This is a genomic window from Myroides odoratimimus (genome assembly GCF_030326305.1).
Lineage (GTDB): Bacteria > Bacteroidota > Bacteroidia > Flavobacteriales > Flavobacteriaceae > Flavobacterium > Flavobacterium odoratimimum_A.
In genome coordinates, this window is sequence record NZ_JACAKB010000005.1 from 137769 (window position 1) to 160996 (window position 23228).

The following is a 23228-nucleotide window of genomic DNA, read 5'->3' on the forward strand; positions in this document are numbered from 1 at the left end:
TAAAAGGATTATATATTCCGCGCGGATTGCAAATCCGTGCGAACTGCTAAACTAAACGAACTACCTCACGCAATACTTGTTGTCTTGGTGCGTTGTCGCGGATTTGCAATCCGTGACATTAAACAAACACTATACTTACATACTCCGCACGGATGGCAAATCCGTAAGAACAGCAAAACTAAGTGAACTACCTCACGCAATACTTGTTGTCGCGGATTTGCAATCCGTGACATTAAACAAACACTATACTTACATATTCCGCACGGATTGCAAATCCGCGCGAACTGCTAAACTAAACGAACTACCTCACATAGTACCTGTTGTCGCGGATTTGCAATCCGTGACATTACATTACTTAAACACTATACTTACATACTCCGCACTAAAAACACCACTAGTAACGATTTATCTCTTTCGAGTAAAACACTAATGCGAAACTTTTAATATCTTCACAGTTCCAAAATTGTTAGAAAGATGACTATACTAGATGAAACAATACATCCTGGTGAAACCAAGACTTTAAACCTTGAAATCGCAAGATTACACACAGCTACCAAACTTAAAATACCTGTTATCGTATCTAGAGCTAGACTAGACGGTCCTACCGTATTACTCTCCGCTGGGCTACATGGTGATGAGTTGAATGGGGTGGATATCGTACGTCAGATAGTACATCGTGGGATGAATGTTCCTAAGCGAGGTACGATTATTTGTATCCCTGTAATTAATATATTTGGTTTTATTAACCAATCTAGAGAGTTCCCAGATGGTAGGGATATGAACAGGGTATTCCCTGGTAGTAAGACTGGCTCACTAGCAGGGCGTTTTGCCCATTATCTCGTGAACTACATCTTGCCTCATGTAGATTATGCAATCGACTTTCACGCAGGAGGTGCAAGTAGATTTAATGCTCCTCAAATCAGAATCGCTCCAGAAAACCTAGAGTTAGAAGAGTTAGCGACAATCTTTCATCCGCCTTTCTTATTGTACTCAGCACAGATAGCTGGTTCTTTTAGAAATGCGTGTGCTAAGAAAGGTATCAAAATGCTATTATTCGAAGGAGGAAAGTCCTTAGATATTAACTCTGATGTATCTGAAATGGGAGTAGAAGGCACGAAGCGATTCTTACACTCTTTTGATATGTTGAAAGATGAGTTTAGCATCTGCCCTCCTAAAGAAGATATGACCATCATCACCAACTCTATTTGGGTACGTGCTAAGCGCTCTGGGTTACTACACGATCAGGTAAAAATAGGTTCATACGTAGAGAAAGGAGCTGTATTAGCAGAGATATCTGACCCATATGGAAAAGAAAACACAACAATCAAAGCACCGAATGCAGGCTATGTAATCAATGTAAATGATGCTCCTATAGTCTATCAAGGAGATGCAGTATTTCACATCTCAAAAACATTAAAAAAATGAATAAAGAAGAATTAAGATTAAAATATAAAGCTCTTCGCGATAACTTAGACTTAGATAAAATAGATGACCTCAGTTTAGAAATCGCAAATCAAGCACTACAGTTACCGATCTGGGATAAGGTGAACTATCACCTGTTTCTAAGTATTCGAAATAAAAAAGAAATAGATACAGAATACCTACTTCAGATATTAGCGGGTAAGGATAAGAATACTATCTTATCTAAATCTGACTTCAAGGAGGGGACATTGTCACATTACCTCTTGACGGATAATACTACGATTAAAGTCAATAGTTATGGTATTCCTGAACCTATAGACGGCATTCAAGTAAGCGAAAAACAGCTTGATGTAGTCTTCATTCCCTTATTAGCTTATGACAAACAAGGAAATAGAATAGGCTATGGCAAGGGGTTTTACGATAGATTCTTAGCAGAATGCAAGCCCGATGTGATCAAAGTAGGACTGAGTTTCTTCCCACCAGAAGACCATATCAGTGATGTAAGAGAGGGAGATATCCCTCTTGACTATTGCATCACTCCCACAGAAGTATATCGATTTTAATACATATAGAACGAGACAATATTGAGGTATTGTCTCATTCTTTTAAAGATCTATTTGAATACAGACACTTTACTGTTAGGTTTCTATCAACAGTTAAAACTAAATTAGGATTAGTGAGTTAGGGAAAATATTTTTATGTTTATTAAAAATATTAACCAATGATCAAAAACACTATCACCTTACTTACACTTTCTCTTGTAAGTTTAGCATGGGGACAGCAATCACCTAAATTTGCTTCTACCCCATCACTAAGCCCTGATGGAAAGACTACTTACTTTAGCTATAATGGCGATATATGGCAAGCTCCAACAGCTGGTGGAGAAGCTCTAAGAGTAACTGCCTTAGAAGGCAACGAGACTAACCCTCGTGTATCTCCTGATGGAAAATGGCTTGCATTCTCTTCTGACCAATACGGCAACAGAGATGTATTCTTAATGCCTCTAACAGGAGGACAAATCACACAACTTACTTATCACCAAGCTTCTGAAGATGTAGAGAGCTGGAGTTGGGATAGTAAGACGATTTACTTCACTTCTAACGCGAATAATAACTTTGGTTCTTATGCTATAGATATCAATGGTGGTACTCCTAAACCACTGTTCACAAACTACTTTAATAATACAAATGGATTAGTAGTTACTCCTGCTGGTGAGTACTTATTCACTAGCTCTATGGAGAGTGCTAGTCAGACTACTCGTAAGCGTTATAAAGGAGAGAACAACCCAGATATACTAGGTTATAATCCTACGACTAAGGCATTCAAATCTTATACAGATTATGAAGGAAAGGATTTTAACCCTACAGTAGATAAGAATGGAAAGATATACTTCATCTCAGACGAGAACAATGGTAACTATAACTTATACACCTTCGACAATGGAAAGAAAGTAGCCTTGACTAACTTCGATACCTCTATCAAGAAACCTTATGTGTCAGCAGATGGTAGCAAAGTCGTTTTTGAGAAAGATTATATGATTTATGTACTTGACACAGCTACTAAGTCTATAACACCTCTAGCTACTTCTGTAAACACGAATAAAGCAATCGAGAAAGAGCAGTCTTATGCTGTAGAAGAGAATATGGAATACTTCGATGTGTCTCCCGATGCCAAGAAGATTGCATTCGTTAGTCGTGGGATATTATTCGTATCGGATATCGAAGGAAAATTCGTACAAGCAGTATCGGATGGTAAAGAACGTGTAATGGAAGTAAAATGGTTAAAGGACAACAAGACGCTACTATACAGTCAGACTTATAAAGGATACCAAAATTGGTTTAAAAGATCTGCTGATGGCAAGGGAACAGTTACTCAATTAACTTCTGATAATCGCAACAACAGAGACATTACTTTAAATAAAGAAATGACTAAAGCTGTATACCTAAGTGGTAGAGATGAAGTGAGATTATTAGACTTGACGACTTATACTTCTAAAGTAATAGTGAAAGACGAGATATGGGCATTCCAAAACTCTACACCTTCTTTCTCTCCTAATGGCGAATATGTACTATTCACCGCTAAGCGCAATTTTGAAGAGGACATCTTTGTTCATCATATCGCAAAGAATGAAACAATTAACTTAACGAATACAGGTGTAGCAGAGTCTAGTCCTTACTGGTCTCCTAGTGGTAAGTATATCTACTTTATGAGTGATAGACTTAATCCTTCTTATCCTCTAGGGATGCAAAATCCTAGTATCTACCGATTCTCTGTAGACTGGCAGACAGATGCATTTAAGTCTGATCAGTTTGACAAACTATTCGTAGAGAAGAAAGAGGAGGATACAAAAGACACTAAGAAAAAGGACAAAAAGAAAAAACAAGACGACACCCCAAAAGTGAAATCTATTAAGATAAACACAGAGGGACTACTTGACCGTATAGAACAGGTAAGTGACCGTTTTGGTAACCAATATAATCCTATCGTATTCGCTGATGATAAAAAAGAGGTAGTGTTCTATAACACGAATCAAGAAAACGGAAAGGGCAATTTATACAAAACAGTTTACGAAGACTTCGAAGATAATAAAAGCGAGAAAGTATTCGATAAACGCGCGAATCAGTTACTTCAACGTGACAAAAAAGTATATGCACTAATCAGTGGTAATATCTATAGCTTTGAGTTAAGCAAAGGTAAGCCTGAGCAGATTAAAATCAAACACAGCTTTACTAAAAACTTGGCAGATGAGTTCAACCAAATGTATTATGAGACATGGGCTGGTGTAGAGGAGAATTTTTATGACGAAACTTTCCACGGTATAGATTGGGATAATATGAAAGAGCAATTCGCTCAATACCTACCTGATGTTAATAGCAGAAATGACCTGCGTATCTTACTGAACGATATGTTAGGAGAATTAGGTTCTTCTCATTTAGGGTTTAATTCTTCTGGAAGTGAAGAAAAGACAAAACTAAGCTACAGATCTTATGAGACTGGTATCGTATTCAATACGGATAAGCCTTATCAAGTAGAGCGCATCGTACGTAAATCCCCTGCTTATGCAACAGACATAGACATTAAACCAGGCGATGTATTAACCAAAGTGAATGGGCATAAAATAGATGAGAAAGCGAATAGAGATACTTATTTCGCTTTCCCTAATCGTCAAGAAGAAATAAGCTTAACATTCAATAGAGGAGGAAAAGAGATTAATACGAAGCTACATCCTATCTCTTTTGGAGACATGAAGTCACTACTCTATGACGAATGGATTTATACAAATAAACAACGCGTAAACAAGCTTAGTGATAATCGTATCGCATATACATATATGAAGAATATGACTTCACCTGAGTTAGACAGATTCTTACTCGATATGGTAGAACAAGAGGCTAATAAAGAAGGTGTGATCTTAGACTTGCGTTATAATACAGGAGGGAATGTACATGATAAGGTACTGAACTTCTTATCTCAAAGACCCTATCTACAATGGAAGTATAGAGAAGGTAAACTAACAGTACAGAGTAACTTCACCCCTAGTGGTAAGCCAATAGTCCTACTTATCAATGAGTCATCTCTGAGTGATGCCGAGATGACTGCTGCAGGATTTAAAGCTTTAAAACTAGGTAAAATCATCGGTCAAGAGACCTATAGATGGATTATCTTCACATCTGGTAAGAGCTTAGTAGACGGCTCATCATATAGATTACCATCATGGGGTACTTATACACTGGATGGGCAGAACCTAGAGAAAACAGGTGTTGCACCTGATATCTATGTTAAAAACACATTCGTAGATAGATTAAATGACAATGATCCTCAACTAGAGAGAGCTGTTCAAGAAATCTTGAATGACATTAAATAATACAGTAAAGGCTTCCTGAAGGAAGCCTTTATACTTTTATATCTTAGGCTATAGTTCACCTCCTACTCCATCACCTTCATACGAGGTGATTTAAGCAACGAATCATCTATATCTAGCCCAATCTCTATATATAAAAAAAGGCTCCCTTAAAGAGAGCCATATTGTTAGTTTTTAAAAACTTTTTTACTAAATACGATTAAGATACCAACGCCTACTGATATAGCTACATCCGCAATATTAAAAATAGCATTGAAGAAAGTAAAGTAGTTTCCTCCCCAGATAGGTAACCACTCAGGTAGATATCCTTTCCAGATAGGGAAATAGAACATATCTACTACCTTACCGTGAAACCAACTACCATAAGGTTGATCTGAAAACATCGTTGCTATCTGCCCTGGTGTACTCTCATTAAAAATAACTCCATAGAATATAGAATCAATAATATTACCTAAAGCTCCTGCCATAATTAAAGCAATAGCTACGATAAGATAATTAGAAGCTTTCTTCTTGAAAGAATCATTTAACCACCATGCGATACCGCATACAGCTACTATTCTAAATAATGTCAAAGCAAGTTTACCGTAATCACCAGGTAACTCTACCCCCCAGGCCATACCCTCATTCTCTATAAAATGAATGCGAAACCAATCAAAAACGACTATCTCATCATTTAATAAAAAATTAGTTTTAATATATATCTTCAATAGCTGATCTAGTATCAATACTATCAAAACAAGTAGGTAAGCTCTCTTTAACGACATTTTTCTTTATTTACAAGGAACAAATGTAGTTATTTTATCACATAAAAAAAACGCTCCTAATGGAGCGTTTTTAAATTTATTAAAGATTAACGTTGCAGATTCTTTGCCTCGATACTCATAGTAGCATGTGGAACTAATTTCAATCTTTCTTTATCAATTAGTTTCCCTGTTACTTTACATATACCGTAAGTCTTGTTTTCAATACGGATTAATGCATTTTTTAAATCGCGAATAAACTTCTCTTGACGTATTGCTAACTGAGCATTCGCTTCTTTAGACATTGTTTCGCTTCCTTCTTCAAACGCTTTGAATGTAGGTGATGTATCATCTGTACCATTATTCAAATCATTCATATAGGCGCTTTTAATTAATTCTAAATCTGCTTGAGCTTTCTCAATCTTAGCCGATATTAACACCTTAAATTCAGCTAAATCTGCATCAGAATAACGTACAATTTCACCTACTTCTTTCATAATTTTAATTATTTTAAAATTAACACTCGCGTTTTTAGCTCATCAAACTCTACATCTACACCCTCGCTCAACTCAGTCACGAATTCTAATGTGTGTGTTAGTGTTTCAGACTTAATATAGTCTTCATTCGCTAAAACAGCCTCTTTTATTTCTTTTTCTTCTAGTATTTTTACTACAATCTTGTCTGTAACTTCAAATCCAGAGTCTTTTCTGATGTTCTGAATTCTATTTACTAACTCTCTTGAGATACCTTCTTTTCTCAATTCAGGACTGATAGTGATGTCTAATGCTACTGTTAGTCCAGCTTCATTAGCAACTAGCCATCCTTCAATATCTTGAGAAGTAATCTCAACATCTGCTACTGTTAAAGTAACACTTTTTTCTGATAGTTCTAACGTAATCTCACCATTTCTTTCAATTAATGCGATTTCTTCTTGTCCAAAACCTTGTATCTTATTCGCAATCAGCCCCATATCCTTACCAAATCGTGGCCCTAATGTTTTAAAGTTAGGCTTGATCTGTTTTACTAAGATACCTGAAGCATCATCTAGCAACTCGATTTCTTTCACATTAACCTCAGCTTTGATTAGATCAGCAATAGCTAATATCTCATTTCTTTGGTTCTCATCAAGTACAGGAATCATAACTCTCTGTAATGGTTGACGTACCTTAATCATCTCTTTCTTACGAAGTGATAACACTAATGAAGAAATGATTTGAGCTTTTTGCATTCTGCTTTCTAATGCTTTATCAACGAACTCTTCCTTGAATTCTGGGAAATTAGCCAAATGTACAGATTCGAAACTTTCTCCATGTGTAGCTAAAGTTAAGTCTCTGTAAAGTTTATCCATAAAGAACGGAGCAATAGGAGATCCTAGTTTAGCTACTGTTAATAAACAGGTATACAATGTTTGGTAAGCTGCTATCTTATCTTGTGCATATTCACCTTTCCAGAATCTTCTTCTACATAGACGCACATACCAGTTACTCAAGTTCTCTGTAACGAAATCTGTAATCGCACGAGCTGCTTTCGTTGGCTCATACTCTGCATAGAATTCGTCTACACGTTGTACTAAAGTATTTAACTCTGATAAGATCCATCTGTCTATCTCAGGTCTTTCTGCTAATGGAATGTCTTTCTCTTCGTATTTAAATCCATCAATATTAGCATATAACGCAAAGAAGTTATAAGTATTATATAATGTCCCAAAGAACTTTCTTCTTACTTCTGTAATACCATCAAGGTCAAACTTCAAGTTATCCCATGGATTAGCATTCGAAATCATATACCAACGAGTAGCATCTGGTCCGTGCTCAGCTAATGTTTCAAATGGATCTACAGTATTACCTAAACTCTTAGACATCTTTAATCCATTCTTATCTAACACTAATCCGTTAGACACTACATTCTTATATGCTTTAGTATCGAATACTAATGTAGCAATAGCGTGTAATGTATAGAACCATCCACGTGTCTGGTCAACTCCCTCAGCGATAAAGTCTGCAGGATATGATTTATTATTGTCTATTAAATCTTTATTCTCAAATGGGTAGTGCCATTGTGCATAAGGCATCGATCCTGAATCAAACCAAACATCAATTAAGTCTGACTCACGACGCATAGGCTTACCAGAAGGAGATACTAATACGATATTATCAACTACATTCTTATGTAAATCTACTTTATCATAGTTCTCTTCACTCATATCTCCTACTACGAATCCTTCAAAAGGATTAGCTGTTTGGATACCAGCAGCCATAGATTTATTAATCTCATTCATTAACTCTTCTACAGATCCTACTACCAACTCTTCTGTCTTATCCTCAGATCTCCAGATCGGCAATGGAATACCCCAGAAACGAGAACGAGATAAGTTCCAGTCATTTGCATTCTTAATCCAGTTACCAAAACGTCCCTCTCCAGTCGCTTTAGGCTTCCAGTTCACTTCTTCGTTTAATTCGAACATACGCTCTTTTACCTCAGTGATCTTGATAAACCAAGAGTCTAATGGGTAGTACAATACAGGCTTGTTCGTTCTCCAACAATGTGGGTAGCTGTGAACATACTTCTCTACTTTGAACGCTTTGTTTTCTTCTTTTAAACGAATAGCTATTTCTACGTCTACAGAGCGCTCAGGTGCTTGCCCTTCATCGTAATATTCGTTCTTCACATATTTACCTCCTAAGTCTCCCATCTCTTTAACGAAACGACCTTGTAAGTCTACTAATGGAACTGGGTTCTCATCAGCATCAAGGATAAGCATAGGTGGTACTTCTGGTGTAGCTTCTTTAGCTACCTTAGCATCATCTGCTCCAAAAGTAGGAGCTGTATGTACGATACCAGTACCATCTTCTGTAGTTACGAAGTCTCCAGAGATCACTCTGAATGCGTTCTCAGGATTTTGATATGGCAATACGTATGGCAATAGCTGCTCATATTTAGTACCTACTAAGTCAGCACCTTTAAATTCCTTAACTACTAAGTAAGGAATCTTTTTATCACCTTCTTTATATGCGTTTAATTCTTCTTCAGTTTCTACAGCTGCAAACTTCCCTGCAAACTGCTTACCAACTAGTGGTTTACCTAATACCACATTAATCGCCTCACCAGTATATTGGTTAAACGACTTCACTAATACATAGTCAATCTTAGGCCCTACAGTCAATGCCGTATTTGATGGCAACGTCCATGGAGTAGTCGTCCAAGCTAAGAAATGAATAGTACCAAATCCTTTTAAAAACTCTGGTAATGTCTCATCAATAGCTTTAAACTGTGCTACGATAGTTGTATCAGTGATATCTTTATATGCTCCTGGCTGGTTAATCTCATGTGATGATAGACCAGTACCTGCTTTAGGAGAATAAGGTTGGATAGTATATCCTTTGTATAACAAATCTTTATCATAGATCTGTTTTAACAACCACCATACTGATTCCATATATTTAGACTTGTAAGTCACATAAGGATCGTTCATATCTACCCAATAACCCATCTTTTCAGTAAGGTCATTCCATAGATCTGTATAACGCATTACAGTACGTTTACAAGCTTGATTATATTCTTCTATTGTAATTTTAGTTCCGATATCCTCTTTCGTGATTCCAAGTTCTTTCTCTGTACCTAACTCTACAGGTAGTCCATGCGTATCCCATCCAGCTTTACGCTTTACTTGGAACCCCTTCTGAGTTTTATAACGACAAAAAATATCCTTAATAGCACGAGCCATCACGTGGTGAATTCCTGGTTTACCATTAGCTGAAGGTGGGCCTTCGAAAAACACGAAAGGTTTATTATCCTCTCTAGTACTAATACTTTTTTCGAATATTGATTGTTCTTTCCAAAACTCTAGCATCTCCGATGCTACCCCTGACATGTCAAGATTCTTATATTCTGTAAATTTAGTGCTCATCGTTATTATTATAATATTTTTTAATCAATTTTGCGAATTTAAACAAATTACTCCAATATCTCCCTAATTAATTGGTAGGAAAAACATTAAAATATTTAGTTAGAGAATACTTCTTTTAAAACCTCTAGAGAATTCGGCTTTCTGAACTCACTTAAATGCTGCTCATAATAGCTAATCAACATGGTTAACAGCCTCTTTCGATCCTTATTATTAAAGACTTTTTGGTCACTAGAGAAGCCTAATTCTATCAATTTTCTAAACAAAAATGTCGGTTCTTCATCAAAACAACAGGGAGAAAAATGATCTGTAAACACTCCCTCTTCCCAGTTAAAATAAAGCTTACTTCTACCCTCTAATGCAGGATAAAATCCAAAGTACTTCGTCAATTCTATCATTAGAATCAAGTGAAAATTAGCGACCTCATCATGTGTGTCAAACCATAGTAAAGCTGCTTCTAAAAAAGTAAAGAAGTCTTTATCCACAACAGGCTCTCTAAATACTGAATGTAGTACTTCACCTATAAAAATAGCAATACAATTCTTACTATAATTATAATAGATATCTTGATATACATGAGCTGTTTTAACCTCCTTAAAGTACTCTAGACCTCCTTTATTCTTATAAATAAAATCAATCTCTAATATTGTCAATGGTTGAAAATAAGCCATTTTCTGAGCAGACTTACCTTTAGCAAAAGCATTGCGAACAAAGAAACTAACGACACCCTGTTCCTCTGTAAAACACTTTACGATCAAGCTTTTCTCTTGATATTTTAAAGCACTAAGTACAATAGCTTTACTCTTGATCTGCATAATCCTCTTCTTTTTAAAAATCTCTTTTCTAAAACACTACTGTTTAGACATAGGGCAAAAGTATCAAAATAATATGTTTTACAGATTAAAAAAAGAACTTCCAAGCTTATTTAAAATCTGTTTTACAACCTCTTATACCTCAAAAAAGGTAGTAAACTTAAAACACTAAATCTAACATAAACTAATCATAATCATAACAATTTTCATAGCTTTGCAAAGACCTATGAAAAAAACCACTATGAAAAAAAGCCTTTTATTCTTATGCCTTTTCATCACTTTTATAAGTTGTAAAAAGGATAAGGAATTCTCTTTTGAAGAAAAAGTTTACCAAAAGATTCTACTGGAAAGTTGTATAGAAGATGACTGTACAGAAGTGAAGATAAATACAGCAGAGATAATAGACCCTGTAAATGACATCACTACTAAGATAAATCAAAACAACTTAGTCATTATTAATGACATCCTTTCATTTGACGAAAATCCTCATGATGTGAGTTCTTATGACGAAATAGTGAGTTCTTTTATCAACTCATTTACAGAAATGGCTAAAAAGTTCCCTAAAGACTCATTCCCATGGAAAGGCACTACACAGAATACTGTTACCTTTTATAATAATCACCTGTTAAGTTTTGCCATAGAATACTATACATTCACAGGAGGGGCTCATGGATACAAGGGAGAGAAAGCAGTACACTATAATCCACTAACAGGAGAACAGTACAACAATCAAGAATTGTTTAAAGATTGGGAAGGTTTTTCTAAATTGTTAGAATCTAAACTGAGAGAACAAAGAGGAATAGACAAAGAAGACAATATTAATTCGCATGGTTTATTATTCGATGAAGATGTATTTAAAATGCCCGAAAATATATTCTTCTATGAAGAATCTGTCATAGCCTATTACAACAGCTATGATATTACAGCATTCTCTGACGAACCAGTACGCATTACCTTTTCAAAGGAAGAAATAGAACCTTTTTTAAACTTCCTACTGATCCCTAACAAATCAAATAAGTAAGTATCCAATTAATATAGAATCTCGAAGTAGTGAGCATTTATAAAAAAATATTTAAACAAACAGCGATCTACGGATTAGCAGCAGTGTTTCCAAAAGTAATCGGATTTTTTCTGGTTCCTTTCCATACAGATTTAATGCAAAATAATGCTTACGGACAGTATAGCGTTATTTTCTCTATCATGATGTTTCTAAATGTTATTCTATCATTTGGGATGGAAACAGCTTTTTTTAGATTTTATAATAAACAAGAGGATAAGAAAGAGGTTATTAATAACAGCTTATTATTCTTAGGCTTTACTTCTCTGCTCTTTGCTGTATTCAGTCTACTTACGATACACTATTGGGCATCCTTATTAGATGTCTCAGCAGAGCTACTATATTATGTACTCTCTATCTTAGTACTAGACGCCTTAGTCATCGTCCCTTTTGCTAAACTTAGAGCAGATCAGAGACCTCTATACTACAGTGTTATCAGAATAGCCAATGTCTGTATTTATACAGCACTTAATATATTCTTCTTATATTATCTACCTAAGCTGAGCACCGCCTATCCTGATAGTATATTCAACACTATTTATAAAGAGGGAAATCAAGTAGTCTACATATTCATTGCTAACCTTGTCGCTAGTTTATTCACTTTCTTAGTCTTCTATAAAGACTACTTCAGTATTAAATTTAAGTTTAATAAAGAACTGAATAAACAGATGCTTAAATATAGTTTTCCTATTATGGTAGGTGGGCTAGCATTTGCTATCAATGAAGGTTTTGACAAGATACTTCTTGAACGACTATTACCAGCTGATATCGCATTATCAGAGGTAGGAAAGTATGCAGCGTGTTATAAGTTAGGATTGTTTATGGTTCTGTTTAGACAAGCTTATACACTAGGTATAGAACCGTTCTTCTTTAACTATGCCAAGAATGATGACGCACCTACTAAATACGCAACCATTACTAAGTACTTCACTATTTTTGGGAGTATGATTATGTTAGGCGTTATCGTATTTGCAGATGTATTGAAAGTTCTGTTTATTAGAAATGAATCTTATTGGGATGCGATGATTGTCGTTCCACTAATCATCTTAGCCAACTTATGTATGGGAATCTATACCAACCTATCTGTATGGTATAAACTAAGGGACAAGACTGCCATAGGAGCCTATATCTCTATTATGGGAGCTGTATTCACACTGATCTTTAACTTTATACTTATCCCTATATGGGGCTATATGGGATCTGCGATAGCTACACTGATAGCCTATGCATCTATGATGCTAGTCTCTTATGTGATGGGACAAAAGCAATATCCTATCCCTTATGACAAAAAGGCTATAGGAGGATATCTAGGCATATCTATACTCCTCAGCTTTGTCTACTTCTACTGTTTTAGAGAAAATTATTTCGTTGGAATAGCCTTTATACTCGTATTCTTAGGTGTTATATACAAATTTGAAAATACCGTTATCAAAAAAATGATCAAACGATAAATAAAGAATCCATTACTAGTTAGTAATGGATTTTTTTTAACATGTATTTAATTGTCTTATATTTAATACTTTAAAAAATACGTTATGGCTAACTACACCTACTTAAGCATTAAGAAAGATGAGGAAAATACATTTTTATTTGAAGGAAAGAACACTCTCCCTTTCTTTTGGATTTGTCTACTAGATCATGAAATGATCAGTAGTAAACAATCTTATTGGGAGTCCTCTTTTATCAATATAGACTTTAAGGACGAGGAGGAAGATATCAAAAATGACATAGATGATTCCTTATGTATTATCACTATCTCCAACGAAAGTTTTAATACCAATGCCTCATTAGCAAGAACTTTTATAGAGAAACATCTCGATCCTGCATTGCCATTATATGATGATTTTATAGCTTGTATAGCTAATCATCTTTCTCTAGGGGGTGTTATTAATATAGAACTATTAGAATATATCTGTCTATATGATACTCCACAAGAATTCATCAACAGTATAAACAAAGAAATAACTGCTATACAAGAACAAGATCTCTTGGGTATAAAGTACTTAACCCCAATAGGCTTAATCAATGGAGGCACAGGTTTTGCTTCGATAGATAACCTTGATTTTAAAGAATTAGACAGCTATAAACAAGCGGATGATAGAAGACAAAGAAATAAACGTGTCCAAAATCCTAATTCGAACCAAAAGAGTAATTCTTACATAGTCTACTTCTTTATCATCCTGATAGTTGTGACCATAATATATACTCTAATAAAATAATTCCTTCTTAGATAACGACAACACATCTCTCTTGTCACTAAGAGAACATAGTATTATCCAAGCTATAAATACACCATGAGTACAAAGCCTCATAATAAGATAACCACACAAATGAGAATACTAGCACTATGCCAAATAGCGCTAGTAGGCTTATTTATCTATCACATTAGTCTTAGGAATGCGTATAGCATCCTTATATTCGTAGATGCACTTATATTTATCTTACTAGGTGCTTACATAAAGCATCTTCTTATCGTAAAAAACCCCAATCAAAAGAAAAAGAGGAAAAAAAAGAAAAGATAAAGATAACCGTATATCAATGCACTCACTTAGCTACTCTCAATCTCCAGACAACATAAATTTTTCTGCTGATTAGCACTTAACTCTAAGCAACAGATCTCCAACACCATTTGCTTAAACACTTCACATCAAGCACTACAAGCTGTATTGCTATAATCAAATGCTACCCCATCCATCTATTTCTTAAAATAGCATAGAACCTCTGCCCTTTCTTTCCCCATTCTTTCTTCTTGGACAATACATGATCAATAGTAGAAGCATTCTTCGACTAATAATTCTCTAGTCCACTATTTACGACCTATTCTCCACCGATTGTCGAGCAACTCAAAATGAAGATAGATATACTCTAGGATAGAGACAGATACACCGAGAAGAGGAAAAACACAATAACAACATAAACAACTAAATAACAATAGCTTACAATAATTACCTATTCAAAAAAACATATCCTTTTTTTTAGAATAAAACTTCATTAATACCCAAAACCAATGTTTTTCTAAAAAAAGTGAGAGAATAACTCTAAAATACACCTGATCAATACGCCTAAAACAGCATTTTTTTAAAAAAGTGAAGTGTGTTTTTTAATACATACGGAAAAGCTAGTATAAGTATTCCTTCAAAATAGGATTACATACTTATACATAGAAACAAAAAAAAGCCACTTCTATACAGAAGTGGCTCTTCATATTGACATTTAGACGACTATTTCTTAGCGTCTTTTTTGATTTTACCTTCGATGCGCTTTACACGTTTCTCACTATCAGGGTGAGTAGAGAATATTTTAGCTTTAGTAGATTTATCAGCTCCATACTCTTTCTCCATATCAGCAAACTTTTGGAATCCATCTGCTAATGCTTGTGGGTTCTTACCATTCGCTACTAAGAATTTATAAGAGTAATCATCCGAGTCAGTCTCTTGTCCTTGAGAGAACTGAGCTCCAATAAGTTTCTCTGTTAAAGCCCCTAGGTCACCTTTCATTAAGTCACCTACTGTACCTTGTGTAGTACCAGCAAATTGTACAGCAGCTTCTGCAAGAAGTACTTTTCTATATCCGTTTAAAGAGTGCTTTAATTTTACGTGTCCGATCTCGTGACCGATGATACCTAATAGCTCATCATCTGTCATAATATCCATCAATGAAGAGAATACACGTACACTTCCATCAGGACAAGCAAAAGCATTCACGTCTGTAACGTAGTATACTTTATAGTTTAGATCTAGACCATCATAGTTCTTATATGGTCCGAAGATACGCTCTAAACGCTCTGCGTATGCCTTCATTTTAGGATCTTTATCCTTCACTGTACACACAGGGTTATTCTCATCCATCCACTTAACAGCAGCGGCAGCAGACTGAGCTACTTCTTCATCACTTACTGTAAATGCCTTAGCTGCTTTTAGACCAGCTTCGATCTTCTTTGGGTTTAATTTCCCAAACTGTGCATTAGCCGTTCCTATTGCGAAACACACTAAACATGCAGATAATAAAACTTTTTTCATAATGTTAATATTTTTTTTACAAGAACAAATGTACTATTTTATTTTAAATTCGCTAATCGAACATTAAAAACTCATATTCAACGCTTAACAGGCATATTATATTCTCAGAAAGAGCTAAAAAATCTCTTATTATTCCACTAAAAGGCTAAAAATAAAGTTTTCTGTATCTCACTATGAAAACGCTTTTACCAAATAAAAAAGAGCTCCTAAGAGCTCTTAAATATTATGACACACAACAACTTATTATATCACAACTGTTTTTTTAGTTTGTACTGTATAATTAGCATTCAATACGGTATCTACAAATCTCCACTCTGCCTTCGCGCCAGATGTAGTATAGTCAATATATAAATATCCTCTATCTGTTAGATTTACATAGTCTAGCTCATCTACTAGCAATGGCATTACTTGTTCTAATTGTCTAGCCTGACTCGGATCATTCGATATCCCTAAATATGTCTCCATACCAGGCGAACTAACAGAACTAGTCGCTAACTCATATCCTACTATCTCTCCAGTCTGTGTCTTCATCTGACTATACCATGCATTATGTGTATCTCCTGCTAGAGTCATCACCTTTTTTCCTTTGCACAAGCTATACAGCATCTCTCGCTCCACCGCATACCCATCCCATGCATCTAAATTATATGGCAACACGGTAGTCACTCTAGCCTTCTCTTGTGCTGTAAGCGTAGGATCGCCTTGTAATAAACGAGTTTTAATCACTACTAATTCTCCTACAGCCTTTTGTAACGCAAGCATCGAATTAGCAGAAGCGCTTCCTCCAGCCTCTATCTCAGCCATAATCTGATTAACAATCATTAAAAACTCAGCAGGAACAAGCATCTTCGCCATTAAGATCTGTTGTCCTAACACCTGCCATGTAGCCCCACTAGAGTTCATCTGACCTGCTAACCACCCTAACTGTTCTTTCCCTAATAATTGACGGTTAGGATTCATATAATCTTGCATAAACTTAGCTTGATCAAAGCCCTCAGCAGTCATATAATTACCGTAACTCAACTGTTTATCTCTAGCAATAACACGAGTATCTAACATGTGTAAGGAAAGAATATTACCGAAGTCAAAACTTCTATAGATACGAGCGTCTTTACCAGTCTTTAGTGGTATAAACTCACTATACGCCTGTAATGCCGCTCTTTTTCTTGTTTCAAAACTACCTTCTGTATCTGGCTGATGATTTTCTGCACCATCTTTATAGGTATCATTAGCTATCTCGTGATCATCCCACACGCAGATAAAAGGCTTCTTCTGATGTGCTAACTGAAGGTTAGCATCACTTCTGTACTGTTTATATCGTTCTCTATAATCCTCTAAAGTAACGATCTCTTTATTCGGTTTATGAGCTCTATTAAAGGCAATAGTACTCGCATTAGTACCGTACTGCCCAGGAGCGTACTCATAGATATAATCTCCTAAGTGGATAATGACATCCGCGTCTGACTTAGCCATCTCACCATAGACGTGAAATAGACCCGCTGGATAATTAGAACACGACGCTATGGCTAGCTTCACATTACTTACCTGATCTGATGTAGCAGGTAGTGTGATAGTCTCCCCTATCACAGAGGTATCTTTAGCTAAAGCATTATAAAATCTATAATAGAACTTACTATTAGAAGGTAAGTCTTGTATCTCTATAGCGATCGTATTATCTGAAAGAGAGGCAACAGTAACCTTGCCTTGACGAACAATATCTTTAAAATGAAGGTCTTTTGCTATTTCCCATACTATTTCTGTATTTGCATTAGCATAACGAGTCCAAATGATCACACTAGTAGCAGTTGGGTCAAAACTAGCTACACCATAGTCAAAGTTTTTGATCTGAAATTGTCCATCCACACCATCTGTGTCTGGAATACTAGAATCATCATTAGAACAACTAATAATTATAGGTGCTAAAAAAAGACTTCCTGATGCTAATAAAGAAGTGCGCAAGAACTTCCTTCTATTGAATTGTGAATTATCCATACTTTAAAAACTTTATCACAAAACAACTCTTCTCGCATTATCAGAGAATTAAAACCAGGTTAACAATCCGTAACCATTAAGCGCGATATGTTAATTTATGGTGCTTAGACTGTTTGGTGTTTTCCGTTGTACTTATGAAAAGGTTCTCTATACTGCCCCCCGTGTTAGCTTTAGCGATGATACTGATACTTCCTGTGATTTCTAATGTCGCTAATTTTACTTGCTTTTAAACAAAAGCTAAATACAAAAAACACAACTTCTAGACTATCTCATCCTTCTATATCATAAAATAGTAGGACAACCTCAAAGACAATCTCATTAGTTCTATTCAACAATAACACTTATCTTAGATGTTATCAAAAGCAACTAAACTAATGTTTGATTATTTATTCAACGAAGGAGAAACTCCTAAATATCCTATGTTATTGGCATTACTAGTAATGACTATATTTGGTGTAGGTATGTACTTACAAAGCAACGAAAATGTGTATACTCTCAATGATAAAGAATTAGAAGAAAACCTAAAGAGAGAGTTTAATGCTTCTGTAATCTATAAAGGCATTGAAAAAAATAATAGAAATACGGAGTACTATCAGCTAGATAACAATATGAAGTTCTATAAATATCACCCTATCTTTAACTTAATAGATGTAGGAGATAACCTGATCACTAAGAAAGATTCTTCTACATTAGAAATCAGAAAACAAGATACTATAATCTATATAGACTATAAGACAGATATTTGGGCAAGATTACCTAGAAAGTCTAACTTTCATGAATAACAGCTTACCATCACTACTCTACACTTCTATGAAAAACAATTGGTTTAAAGATGGACTTGACTTCGAAAACATAAGTATAAACCCATTTATACCTATGCTAGCTGTATTATGTCTTATCGTCTTAATCGCTTATAAATGCGGAGGAGAAAATGCCTACACAGAGAATGATAGACAACTAAAAGAAAATACACTTAAAGAGTTTAAGGCTGTTGTCATCAGTCAAGAAGCTAATAAAGGATCTAGAGCAGGGTCTTATTACATACTAGACAATGATATGCGGTTCTATGAAAGAGAGTACCTCTATAAGGTAATAGAGATAGGAGATACGCTAATCACTAAACAAAATTCTACAAGACTAGAAATTATCAAGAAAGACACTGTGCTAACGATAGATTACTTAGAAGATATATGGACAGCTAAAGACCGCTCACTTAGATATAGGCATTAGAATAGCCTTATAAAAAAAGTAGGAGTGATAGAATCTATCACTCCTACTTTTTATTCACTTGCTATAATCTTATAAGTTTAAATTTTGATTCTTATCATATCTCACTTGGTATCCAAAACGAAGTGATTTACTATCATTTCCTTTCAGTCTAAGGTCCCACTTCACAAGCCCTTTCTCTTCATTAAGTTTTCCTGATGAAGTCTCTGTTAATTCTACTTCTATGTCTTTATTAGAGCTAATAGGATACTGATCTTCTACTTGTATATCTATCTGCTCAGCTTTGTTGTTGCGGACAGTAATATCGTATACGAAGTTTTGAGACTTTTTAGAAGATAACATCTTAGTACCTGATTTATCTTTTAATAAGATACGAGTAACTGCTACTTTAGGGTCTTTACCCATGTTTAGTTTCATTTCCTCTTCTGTGTTTGCAGGGTTCAAGGTTGTCTTACCAACATATACACCATCAAAGATTACGTTTGCCTCCCCTGCTAATAAATTATAATTACCATAATCCTTAATCGTTGCTACTAAATAAGCATTTAGGTCAAGCTTAGGAGCTACATAATATTTATACTCCGCAGGAATAGAAAAGTCGTTAAGTGTAACACTATGTGACTTATTATTAGACATCACCGTGTATGGAATATTTATATCAAATGATACGTTTAACTGTGATTCATTGACTTGGGTAAAAGTACTCATTGTACTCTCTTCATAAACTACAGCATCCTTTAGCATAGAAGATGACTCAGCTTCATAACTCATTTTAGCAGACATATCTGCCATTACATTTAATTTTTTATTTGCATTTCTATTATATCCTGAAGTCGTTATATAAGTATTATAATCAAGGAACCACGTTCTCCAAGTAGGAATAACATTACTCTGATTAGCTACACCACTTGTCAAGCTAAGATTCACACCTCTCCAGTCAATACCAGAACTCTGTTTTACATCTGCTTTATACACTACTTTTACAGGAGAGTTAATCTTCTCTACTCTTAGGTCATAAAAAGGCTTCCATGACGCGGCATTAGTTAAATACTTAATCTGAAAAGGCACTTCACCCTCTCTGTCATTCATTACTTGTACAATCAATTTACCCTTACTAGACTTCTCACTTTTCCCTTCATTAAAAGCAAGCTTATCTTGTAAATTGGTTAGTCGAGTATTAAGGTCTTCCTTCTTCTCGTTTAGCTTATCTAACTCTGTACTCAGCTGTAGTCTCTTCGTTCTATAGTAGTCTACCATCTTCATCACTTCTGCAGTAGTCGTTCCTTGTTCTCCACCTACTTTCTGATTAGAGTCTAATAAATCAATTGTTCTACTCTCTACATCAATAGCATTATTCACTTTCTTTAATTCAGTTTGAACTAATTTAATACTATCCCTTACAGGCTTCAACAATGGAGAGTCTACTGCACTATCATATTCTTCTACATAGCGATTACTATACTGTATAGCCATTACTGTAACCTCAGATATAGATCCGATCTGTATAGTAGACTCGTTTAGATAATCAGCTACATTAGTGATCACCACTTCTGAAGTTCCCTTAGGCAGCTTCACTTTAGCCTTATGCGTTAATTCTGCACTGTTAAAGTACACTCGAGCACTCTCTAGCTTAGCAGGAGTAAATACAGGCTTCTGTGCCCATGTCATAACCGTAGTCAAAGCTAATGCAACAATCGTTAAGTTCTTTTTCATAGTATTCAATTTTAAGTTATCCGAAGAGGTATTCGACTACATCTTCAATCTTAGTCACTAGAACAACCTTAATTCCTCTTCCTGTATGACTAATCTTATTATATTTTGAAACAAAAATAGTAGAGAAACCAAGCTTCTCTGCTTCTTGTATGCGTTGATCTACTCTATTTACAGGTCTTATCTCACCAGACAGTCCTACCTCTCCAGCAAATGTGAAGTCCTTTCCAATAGACATATCTTGATCAGAAGATAGAATAGCTGCCACCACCCCTAAGTCAATAGCTGGATCATCTACAGTAATACCTCCTGTGATATTTAAGAATACGTCTTTCTGCCCTAATCTAAATCCAGCTCTTTTTTCTAATACGGCAAGAATCATATTCAGACGCTTTAAATTATATCCCGTAGCACTACGCTGTGGAGTACCATATACAGCAGTACTCACTAAAGCCTGCACCTCTACCATCAGTGGACGCATTCCTTCTAAAGTAGCTGCGATGGCTGTACCTGATAACTCTTCTTCCTTATGCGATATTAGTATTTCAGAAGGATTAGACACCTCTCTAAGACCACTTCCTTGCATCTCATAAATACCAAGCTCAGCCGTAGAACCAAAACGATTCTTATTCGCTCTTAGTATTCTATACACATGATTTCTATCTCCTTCAAACTGTAGTACAGTATCCACCATGTGCTCTAGTATTTTTGGCCCTGCTATACTTCCATCCTTTGTAATATGTCCAATAATCAACACCGGAGTTCCAGTTTCTTTAGCAAATTTAGTAAGTTCTGCAGTACACTCTTTTATCTGAGACACTGTCCCAGCAGAAGATTCAATATACTCGGTATGCAAAGTTTGAATAGAGTCAATGATTAACACATCAGGTTGTATCTCCTCTATTTGACGAAAGATATTCTGTGTATTGGTTTCTGTGAGAATATAACAGTTGTCATTAGCAGGATTAATACGCTCTGCTCTCATCTTTATCTGTTTCTGACTCTCCTCTCCTGATACATAAAGAGTTTTAAAAGGTAAGCACAAAGATATCTGTAATAATAATGTACTTTTTCCTATCCCAGGCTCACCACCCAAAAGCACCATAGAGCCAGGAACTAATCCACCACCTAAAACGCGATTAAGTTCACCATCCATAGTATTCATACGAATCTCCTCTGTACTGTCAATCTCTCGTACCTTTAGAGGCTTCGCTACCTTCTTCATGGTATTAGGAGAACTACTTACTGCTTTCCACGCTGTCTTTTCTTCTTTTTGGATCACCTCCTCTACAAGTGTATTCCATTCTTTACAAGCATTACATTGTCCTTGCCATTTAGCGTATTGTGTACCGCAACTCTGACAGAAAAAAGCCGTCTTTACCTTTGCCATTACTTTCTCTTTAAAATCTTCTTACGAAGATACGATGTTATCATTAGACAATAATAATATCAAAAGAACTATTATAAAAACAAATAAGAATAAAAAAAAGCAACAATAATCAAACAATTTAAACCGAAGTAGAAAATATATTGTTAAATAACAATTACATTTACTTTAATAAAACACACTATTAACACATGAAAAAATTAATTTACACAGCTTTAATAGCTACACTAACATTAAGCTTTAACGCTGTGCATGCACAAGAACAAAAACTAGAGAAACGTTTTGAAGCAGGAATACACCTACTTGGAGTTGGAGTTAATTATGAATACCCAATAGTGGATCAGTTAACTATACTAGAAAAAGTACAATACAATGTAGGTTTCTTTGGCAACTCTGACTATGTAGATTACATTGCTTCTTTGTCCTTAGGAGTAGAATCTAGATACTACTACAACTATAATAAAAGAGTTAGAAAAGGTAAAAACACAAAAAATAACTCAGCTAACTTTCTTTCTTTAGGCTTTGATTATATGCCAGATGCACTTACAAGTACAGATTCGAAAGACAACATTAAAGTAGCAAAATCTTCTCATCTATCTCCTATGTGGAATCTAAGACGGAATATAGGTCAATCTAATTTTACTTATGAAGCTGGTATAGGTCTTGATTTCTATAGAATACATTATGACTATAGACCAACTGAAAAAGAAACAGGCCTAGCGTTAAGATTAAGTATTGGTTACAACTTTTAACCACTTATAACAAAAAAAGACCTACTCAGTGAGTAGGTCTTTTTATATTTCTAATCAGCTAATTAGTTAGCTAATATAATAATCTTATTATCGCTTAATTCGATAGTTCCAAGATTGATAGGTAAATGATAAGTATCATTACTTACTTTCTCGAATTTAGAACTAAACTCTGGTGCAATAGAAATGTTTTGCCCTGTGAACTTTACACTTCCTTTTGTTAGGATAGAAACAATAGGAGCGTGATTATTTAACATCTGAAACTCTCCATTTGCTCCTGGAACTGAAACTGAAGTAACTTCTCCAGAAAATAAAGTAGCCTCAGGTGATACAATTTCTAATCTCAT

General features: G+C 35.2%; 18 protein-coding genes. 9 read left to right on the plus strand and 9 right to left on the minus strand.

Annotation, left to right across the window (positions count from 1 at the left end):
* Nucleotides 1-474: 474 nt before the first annotated feature.
* The 3 genes from HX049_RS06110 to HX049_RS06120 all read left to right on the plus strand — a co-directional run bounded on the left by HX049_RS06110 (nucleotide 475) and on the right by HX049_RS06120 (nucleotide 5287).
* The gene (locus tag HX049_RS06110; RefSeq protein WP_286414821.1) at nucleotides 475-1425 is read left to right on the plus strand and encodes a succinylglutamate desuccinylase/aspartoacylase family protein; all 951 of its coding nucleotides are present in this window, start codon (nucleotides 475-477) and stop codon (nucleotides 1423-1425) included.
* Complete coding sequence (locus HX049_RS06115; RefSeq protein WP_286414824.1) at nucleotides 1422-1985, plus strand: 5-formyltetrahydrofolate cyclo-ligase; 564 nt, start codon at nucleotides 1422-1424, stop codon at nucleotides 1983-1985. Before HX049_RS06110 ends, HX049_RS06115 begins: the two co-directional genes overlap by 4 nt.
* Before the next feature lie 158 nt (nucleotides 1986-2143).
* Complete coding sequence (locus HX049_RS06120; protein WP_286414826.1) at nucleotides 2144-5287, plus strand: S41 family peptidase; 3144 nt, start codon at nucleotides 2144-2146, stop codon at nucleotides 5285-5287.
* 164 nt (nucleotides 5288-5451) lie between these two features.
* Here the strand turns inward: HX049_RS06120 and HX049_RS06125 are convergent, their stop codons facing one another.
* From HX049_RS06125 to recO, 4 genes are all read right to left on the minus strand, one after another.
* On the minus strand, nucleotides 5452-6048 hold the full coding sequence (locus tag HX049_RS06125) for a lipoprotein signal peptidase (protein WP_006257764.1): 597 nt from the start codon (nucleotides 6046-6048) through the stop codon (nucleotides 5452-5454).
* 86 nt (nucleotides 6049-6134) lie between these two features.
* Nucleotides 6135-6521: a TraR/DksA family transcriptional regulator gene (locus HX049_RS06130; RefSeq protein WP_006257765.1), complete on the minus strand. Its 387-nt coding sequence runs from the start codon at nucleotides 6519-6521 to the stop codon at nucleotides 6135-6137.
* An 8-nt stretch (nucleotides 6522-6529) separates the two neighbouring features.
* Nucleotides 6530-9931, minus strand: coding sequence for an isoleucine--tRNA ligase (gene ileS, locus HX049_RS06135; protein WP_131540467.1), 3402 nt, complete (start codon nucleotides 9929-9931; stop codon nucleotides 6530-6532).
* A gap of 95 nt (nucleotides 9932-10026) precedes the next feature.
* On the minus strand, nucleotides 10027-10743 hold the full coding sequence (recO, locus tag HX049_RS06140; protein WP_286414829.1) for a DNA repair protein RecO: 717 nt from the start codon (nucleotides 10741-10743) through the stop codon (nucleotides 10027-10029).
* 238 nt (nucleotides 10744-10981) lie between these two features.
* Here recO and HX049_RS06145 point away from each other — a divergent pair, with 238 nt between their 5' ends.
* The 3 genes from HX049_RS06145 to HX049_RS06155 all read left to right on the plus strand — a co-directional run bounded on the left by HX049_RS06145 (nucleotide 10982) and on the right by HX049_RS06155 (nucleotide 14016).
* On the plus strand, nucleotides 10982-11761 hold the full coding sequence (locus tag HX049_RS06145) for a PdaC/SigV domain-containing protein (protein WP_131540465.1): 780 nt from the start codon (nucleotides 10982-10984) through the stop codon (nucleotides 11759-11761).
* Nucleotides 11762-11790: 29 nt separating this feature from the next.
* The gene (locus HX049_RS06150) at nucleotides 11791-13248 is read left to right on the plus strand and encodes an oligosaccharide flippase family protein (RefSeq protein ID WP_286414834.1); all 1458 of its coding nucleotides are present in this window, start codon (nucleotides 11791-11793) and stop codon (nucleotides 13246-13248) included.
* Between the two features lie 84 nt (nucleotides 13249-13332).
* On the plus strand, nucleotides 13333-14016 hold the full coding sequence (locus tag HX049_RS06155; protein WP_286414836.1) for a hypothetical protein: 684 nt from the start codon (nucleotides 13333-13335) through the stop codon (nucleotides 14014-14016).
* A gap of 1002 nt (nucleotides 14017-15018) precedes the next feature.
* Here HX049_RS06155 and HX049_RS06160 read toward each other — a convergent pair.
* Both HX049_RS06160 and HX049_RS06165 read right to left on the minus strand, forming a co-directional pair.
* Nucleotides 15019-15816 (minus strand): M48 family metallopeptidase, encoded by a 798-nt coding sequence (locus HX049_RS06160; protein WP_286414839.1) that lies wholly within the window; start codon nucleotides 15814-15816, stop codon nucleotides 15019-15021.
* 243 nt (nucleotides 15817-16059) lie between these two features.
* Complete coding sequence (locus HX049_RS06165) at nucleotides 16060-17808, minus strand: alkaline phosphatase D family protein (RefSeq protein WP_286414842.1); 1749 nt, start codon at nucleotides 17806-17808, stop codon at nucleotides 16060-16062.
* Nucleotides 17809-18158: 350 nt separating this feature from the next.
* Between HX049_RS06165 and HX049_RS06170 the strand changes: the two genes are divergently transcribed.
* Together HX049_RS06170 and HX049_RS06175 are read left to right on the plus strand one after the other, a co-directional pair.
* A complete protein-coding gene (locus HX049_RS06170; RefSeq protein ID WP_286414845.1) occupies nucleotides 18159-18590 on the plus strand; it encodes a hypothetical protein in 432 nt (143 codons plus the stop codon).
* The gene (locus HX049_RS06175) at nucleotides 18583-19038 is read left to right on the plus strand and encodes a hypothetical protein (protein ID WP_286414848.1); all 456 of its coding nucleotides are present in this window, start codon (nucleotides 18583-18585) and stop codon (nucleotides 19036-19038) included. The genes HX049_RS06170 and HX049_RS06175 overlap by 8 nt, the downstream gene beginning before the upstream one ends.
* Nucleotides 19039-19107: 69 nt before the next feature.
* On the opposite strand, the gene HX049_RS06180 is transcribed toward HX049_RS06175, so the two are convergent.
* Together HX049_RS06180 and radA are read right to left on the minus strand one after the other, a co-directional pair.
* Nucleotides 19108-20748 (minus strand): DUF4139 domain-containing protein, encoded by a 1641-nt coding sequence (locus HX049_RS06180; protein ID WP_286414851.1) that lies wholly within the window; start codon nucleotides 20746-20748, stop codon nucleotides 19108-19110.
* Nucleotides 20749-20764: 16 nt separating this feature from the next.
* Nucleotides 20765-22135 (minus strand): DNA repair protein RadA, encoded by a 1371-nt coding sequence (radA, locus tag HX049_RS06185; protein WP_286414854.1) that lies wholly within the window; start codon nucleotides 22133-22135, stop codon nucleotides 20765-20767.
* A gap of 188 nt (nucleotides 22136-22323) precedes the next feature.
* On the opposite strand from radA, the gene HX049_RS06190 reads away from it, so the two are divergent.
* Nucleotides 22324-22884, plus strand: coding sequence for a hypothetical protein (locus HX049_RS06190; RefSeq protein WP_286414857.1), 561 nt, complete (start codon nucleotides 22324-22326; stop codon nucleotides 22882-22884).
* 62 nt (nucleotides 22885-22946) lie between these two features.
* On the opposite strand, the gene HX049_RS06195 is transcribed toward HX049_RS06190, so the two are convergent.
* On the minus strand, nucleotides 22947-23228 hold the full coding sequence (locus tag HX049_RS06195; protein WP_006266097.1) for a F0F1 ATP synthase subunit epsilon: 282 nt from the start codon (nucleotides 23226-23228) through the stop codon (nucleotides 22947-22949).

What these genes read in the sequence shown, in the direction of transcription:
- radA (WP_286414854.1), bottom strand. Translation starts at nt 22,135, where the DNA reads ATGGCAAAGGTAAAGACGGCTTTTTTCTGTCAGAGTTGCGGTACACAA.
- HX049_RS06165 (WP_286414842.1), bottom strand. Translation starts at nt 17,808, where the DNA reads ATGGATAATTCACAATTCAATAGAAGGAAGTTCTTGCGCACTTCTTTA.
- HX049_RS06175 (WP_286414848.1), top strand. Translation starts at nt 18,583, where the DNA reads ATGAATAACAGCTTACCATCACTACTCTACACTTCTATGAAAAACAAT.
- HX049_RS06160 (WP_286414839.1), bottom strand. Translation starts at nt 15,816, where the DNA reads ATGAAAAAAGTTTTATTATCTGCATGTTTAGTGTGTTTCGCAATAGGA.
- HX049_RS06170 (WP_286414845.1), top strand. Translation starts at nt 18,159, where the DNA reads ATGTTATCAAAAGCAACTAAACTAATGTTTGATTATTTATTCAACGAA.
- HX049_RS06190 (WP_286414857.1), top strand. Translation starts at nt 22,324, where the DNA reads ATGAAAAAATTAATTTACACAGCTTTAATAGCTACACTAACATTAAGC.
- HX049_RS06195 (WP_006266097.1), bottom strand. Translation starts at nt 23,228, where the DNA reads ATGAGATTAGAAATTGTATCACCTGAGGCTACTTTATTTTCTGGAGAA.
- ileS (WP_131540467.1), bottom strand. Translation starts at nt 9,931, where the DNA reads ATGAGCACTAAATTTACAGAATATAAGAATCTTGACATGTCAGGGGTA.
- HX049_RS06115 (WP_286414824.1), top strand. Translation starts at nt 1,422, where the DNA reads ATGAATAAAGAAGAATTAAGATTAAAATATAAAGCTCTTCGCGATAAC.
- HX049_RS06130 (WP_006257765.1), bottom strand. Translation starts at nt 6,521, where the DNA reads ATGAAAGAAGTAGGTGAAATTGTACGTTATTCTGATGCAGATTTAGCT.
- HX049_RS06145 (WP_131540465.1), top strand. Translation starts at nt 10,982, where the DNA reads ATGAAAAAAAGCCTTTTATTCTTATGCCTTTTCATCACTTTTATAAGT.
- HX049_RS06155 (WP_286414836.1), top strand. Translation starts at nt 13,333, where the DNA reads ATGGCTAACTACACCTACTTAAGCATTAAGAAAGATGAGGAAAATACA.
- HX049_RS06120 (WP_286414826.1), top strand. Translation starts at nt 2,144, where the DNA reads ATGATCAAAAACACTATCACCTTACTTACACTTTCTCTTGTAAGTTTA.
- HX049_RS06180 (WP_286414851.1), bottom strand. Translation starts at nt 20,748, where the DNA reads ATGAAAAAGAACTTAACGATTGTTGCATTAGCTTTGACTACGGTTATG.
- HX049_RS06110 (WP_286414821.1), top strand. Translation starts at nt 475, where the DNA reads ATGACTATACTAGATGAAACAATACATCCTGGTGAAACCAAGACTTTA.
- HX049_RS06125 (WP_006257764.1), bottom strand. Translation starts at nt 6,048, where the DNA reads ATGTCGTTAAAGAGAGCTTACCTACTTGTTTTGATAGTATTGATACTA.
- recO (WP_286414829.1), bottom strand. Translation starts at nt 10,743, where the DNA reads ATGCAGATCAAGAGTAAAGCTATTGTACTTAGTGCTTTAAAATATCAA.